Source organism: Burkholderia sp. Ac-20349 (assembly GCF_017104865.1).
In the GTDB taxonomy this organism is placed as follows: domain Bacteria; phylum Pseudomonadota; class Gammaproteobacteria; order Burkholderiales; family Burkholderiaceae; genus Burkholderia; species Burkholderia aenigmatica.
Genome location: NZ_JAAGPM010000275.1, coordinates 1 through 3,659 on the forward strand (window position 1 = coordinate 1; position 3,659 = coordinate 3,659).

General features: G+C 64.4%; 2 protein-coding genes and 1 pseudogene. All 3 read right to left on the minus strand.

Going from position 1 to position 3,659, the window contains the following annotated elements; translation table 11 throughout:
* Positions 1–262, minus strand: a pseudogene (locus G3N61_RS38235) (multidrug transporter); the annotation flags it as partial.
* Positions 262–3,453: an efflux RND transporter permease subunit gene (locus tag G3N61_RS38240; protein WP_205825022.1), complete on the minus strand. Its 3,192-nt coding sequence runs from the start codon at positions 3,451–3,453 to the stop codon at positions 262–264. The pseudogene G3N61_RS38235 and the gene G3N61_RS38240, both read right to left, overlap by 1 nt.
* A gap of 98 nt (positions 3,454–3,551) precedes the next feature.
* The coding region (locus G3N61_RS38245) for an adenosylhomocysteinase (protein WP_205825023.1) at positions 3,552–3,659 on the minus strand (108 nt) is incomplete at its 5' end.

Below are 3,659 nucleotides of genomic sequence, written 5' to 3' on the forward strand. Positions count from 1 at the left end.
TGTTTTTCAGCGCGATCTCGATCAGCCGCTGCAGGCGCGGATCGACGAAGAACTCGCGCCAGCCGATGGCGGTCGCGGCCTGGCCGTTCGCGCTGCGCGCGCCGGCCGCACCCGGCTGCGTCGCGTAAACGCCGCCGGCCGGGTACGCCTGCGCGACAGGTGCATCGGGCCGCTTGTAATGCGGCGCCATCGTGCAGCCCGTGGCGAACAACGCGACAGCCAGGGCGGCTGCGGTTGCAGTCAAAGCGTGTTTTTGCATCATTACTGCCCCTTCGAATCGTGTGCGTCGTCGTGACCGCGCTGCAGGTCGCCCTGCACGAGACGCCATGCGTCGTCGACGTTTTCCGTCTCGCCGCTGAAGATCGCGCGAACCCGCACGAAGAACATCGGGATCATGAAAATCGCGAGGAACGTCGCGGTGATCATCCCGCCGATCACGCCCGTACCGATCGCATGCTGGCTCGCCGAGCCCGCGCCGTTGCTGATCGCAAGCGGCAGCACGCCCAGCATGAACGCGAGCGACGTCATCAGGATCGGACGCAGCCGCAGGCGTGCCGCCTCGATCGCCGCGCGCACCGGCCCCATGTTCCCGTTCGCCTGCAACTCGCGCGCGAACTCGACGATCAGGATCGCGTTCTTCGCGGACAGGCCCACCGTCGTCAGCAGGCCGACCTGGAAGAACACGTCGTTCTCGAGGCCGCGCAGCATCGTCGCGAGCAGCGCGCCGACCACGCCGAGCGGCACGACCATGATCACCGAGAACGGGATCGACCAGCTTTCATACAGCGCTGCCAGACACAGGAACACGACGAGGATCGAGATCGCATACAGGATCGGCGCCTGCGAGCCCGACTGGATTTCCTGGAACGACAGGCCCGTCCACGAATAGCCGATACCTTCCGGCAGCTTGCTCGCAAGCGCTTCCATCGCCGCCATCGCCTGGCCGGTCGACTTGCCTTCTGCGGCCTGCCCCTGGATCTCGATCGACGATACGCCGTTGTAGCGCTCGAGCTTCGGCGAACCGTAGCTCCAGTGACCGGTCGAGAACGCGCTGAACGGCACCATGCCACCCGCGCTGTTGCGCACGTACCAGATGTTCATGTCTTCCGGCGTCATCCGGAACGGTGCGTCCGACTGCACGTACACTTTCTTGATCCGGCCATCCGTATCGAGGAAGTTGTTCACGTACTGCGACGCCCACGCGATCGAGAACGTCTGGTCGATCGCAGCAGCCGTCACGCCAAGCGCATTCGCCTTCTCGCGATCGATGTCGACCTTGTACTGCGGCGTGTCGTTCAGGCCGTTCGGGCGCACGAGTGCCAATGAAGGATCCTTCGCGGCCATCCCGAGCAGCTGGCCGCGCGCGGCCATCAGCGCCTCGTGGCCGAGACCCGCGTTGTCCGTCAGCTCGAAGTCGAAGCCGGCGGCCGTCCCGAGTTCGGGAATCGACGGCGGGTTGAACGGGATCACCATCGCGTCCTTGTACTGCGCGTAGTGCGCGAAGGTCCGGCCGATCAGTGCCTGCACCTTCTGGTCCGAACGCTGACGATGCTCGTACGGTTTCAGCTTCACGAACACGAGACCGGCGTTCTGGCCGCGGCCGGCGAAGCTGAAACCGTTGACCGTGAACACCGAGTCGACCACATCCTTCTCGGTGGTGGTCAGGTACGTGTTGATGTTGTCGAGCGTCTTGCCGGTCGTTTCCTGCGTGGAGCCGGACGGCGTCTGCACGATCATGAACATGTACCCCTGGTCTTCATCCGGCAGGAACGACTTCGGCAGGCGCACGAATATCACGCCGACCGCGATGAATACGGCCAGGTAGATCACGAGCCAGCGGCCCGAGCGCCGGATCACGTGGTTCACACCGCTCGTATAGCGATCGCGGCTGCGATCGAACGTGCGGTTGAACCAGCCGAAGAAGCCCTTCTTCTCTTCGTGATGCCCTTGCGGAATCGGCTTGAGGATCGTCGCGCACAGTGCCGGCGTCAGGATCAGCGCGACGAGCACCGACAGTACCATCGCCGACACGATCGTCAGCGAGAACTGACGATAGATCGCGCCGACCGACCCGCCGGAGAACGCCACCGGCACGAACACCGCCGACAGCACGAGCGCCACGCCGACGAGTGCGCCGGTGATCTGGCCCATTGCCTTGCGGGTCGCCTCCTTCGGTGACAGGCCCTCTTCCGCCATCACCCGCTCGACGTTCTCGACCACCACGATTGCATCGTCGACCAGCAGGCCGATCGCGAGCACGAGGCCGAACATCGACAGCGTGTTGATCGAGAAGCCGGCGAGCCCCATGATCGCGAACGTACCGAGCAGCACGACCGGCACCGCGATCGTCGGGATGATCGTCGCCCGCAGGTTCTGCAGGAACAGGTACATCACGAGGAACACGAGCACGATGCCTTCGAGCAGCGTCTTGACCACTTCCTCGATCGACAGCTTCACGAACGGCGTCGTGTCGTACGGATAGTGGACGACGAGACCGTGCGGGAAATACTTCGACAGTTCCTGGATCTTGGCCCGCAGCGCGTTCGCGGTTGCCAGCGCGTTCGCGCCGGTTGCGAGCTGGATGCCCAGGCCGGCCGTCGGCTGCCCCATGTACTTCGTGTCGAACGTGTAGTTCTCGGAGCCGAGCGCCGCGCGACCGACGTCCTTCAGGCGCACCTGCGAACCGTCCTGGTTGACCTTCAGCAAAATGTTGCCGAACTGCTCGGGCGTGCGCAGCAGCGTCGATTCGGTGATCGTCGCCTGCAGCATGGTGCCCGGCTTCGCCGGCGTGCCGCCGATCTGGCCGCCCGCGATCTGCACGTTCTGTTGCGTGATCGCGGCCGTCACGTCGGTCGGCGTAAGGCTGTAGTTGGTCAGCTTGACGGGGTCGAGCCAGATCCGCATCGAGAACTGCGAACCGAGCAACAGCGTCTGGCCGACGCCGTTCACCCGGCTGAGCGGATCGAGCACGTGCGACGCCACGTAGTTCGTCAGGTCCTCCTTCGACATGCTGCCGTCCTCGGAGTTGAACGCGAACCACATCAGCCAGTTGCTGCTCGACTTCGTGACCTGCATGCCGAGCTGCTGCACGACCTGCGGCAGGTTCGGCGTCGCGAGCGACAGCTTGTTCTGCACCTGCACCTGCGCGACGTCCGGATTGGTGCCCGGCGCGAAGGTCAGCGTAATCGTCGCGTTACCCGAATCGTCGCTGGTCGACGACATGTACAGGAAGTTGTCGAGACCGCTCATCTGCTGCTCGATCACCTGTGTCACCGTGTCTTCCACCGTCTTCGCGGAAGCGCCCGGATAGTTCGCCTGGATCTGGATCGTCGGCGGTGCGATCGTCGGATACTGCGCGATCGGCATCTTGAAGATCGATGCGACGCCGGCCAGCATCAGCACGATCGCGATCACCCACGCAAAGATCGGGCGATCGATAAAGAACTTGGCCATGAAACGGACTCCTTGTTATTGCGCGGCCGACGCAGCGGCAGCACTCGCCGGCGCAGCGCCCGATGCGGCAGCACCGGAAGCGGCAGCGGCGCATCGGATCAGTAGCGGTAGTGGTTCGGCTTGAACGGGCCTTCCTTCGCGACGCCGATGTACGAAGCCTGCTCGTCCGACAGCACGGACAGGTTCGCGCCGATGCGCGCGAGGTG

Excerpts from the sequence above, each read along its gene's own strand:
- G3N61_RS38240 (WP_205825022.1), bottom strand. The coding sequence starts at position 3,453 with ATGGCCAAGTTCTTTATCGATCGCCCGATCTTTGCGTGGGTGATCGCG.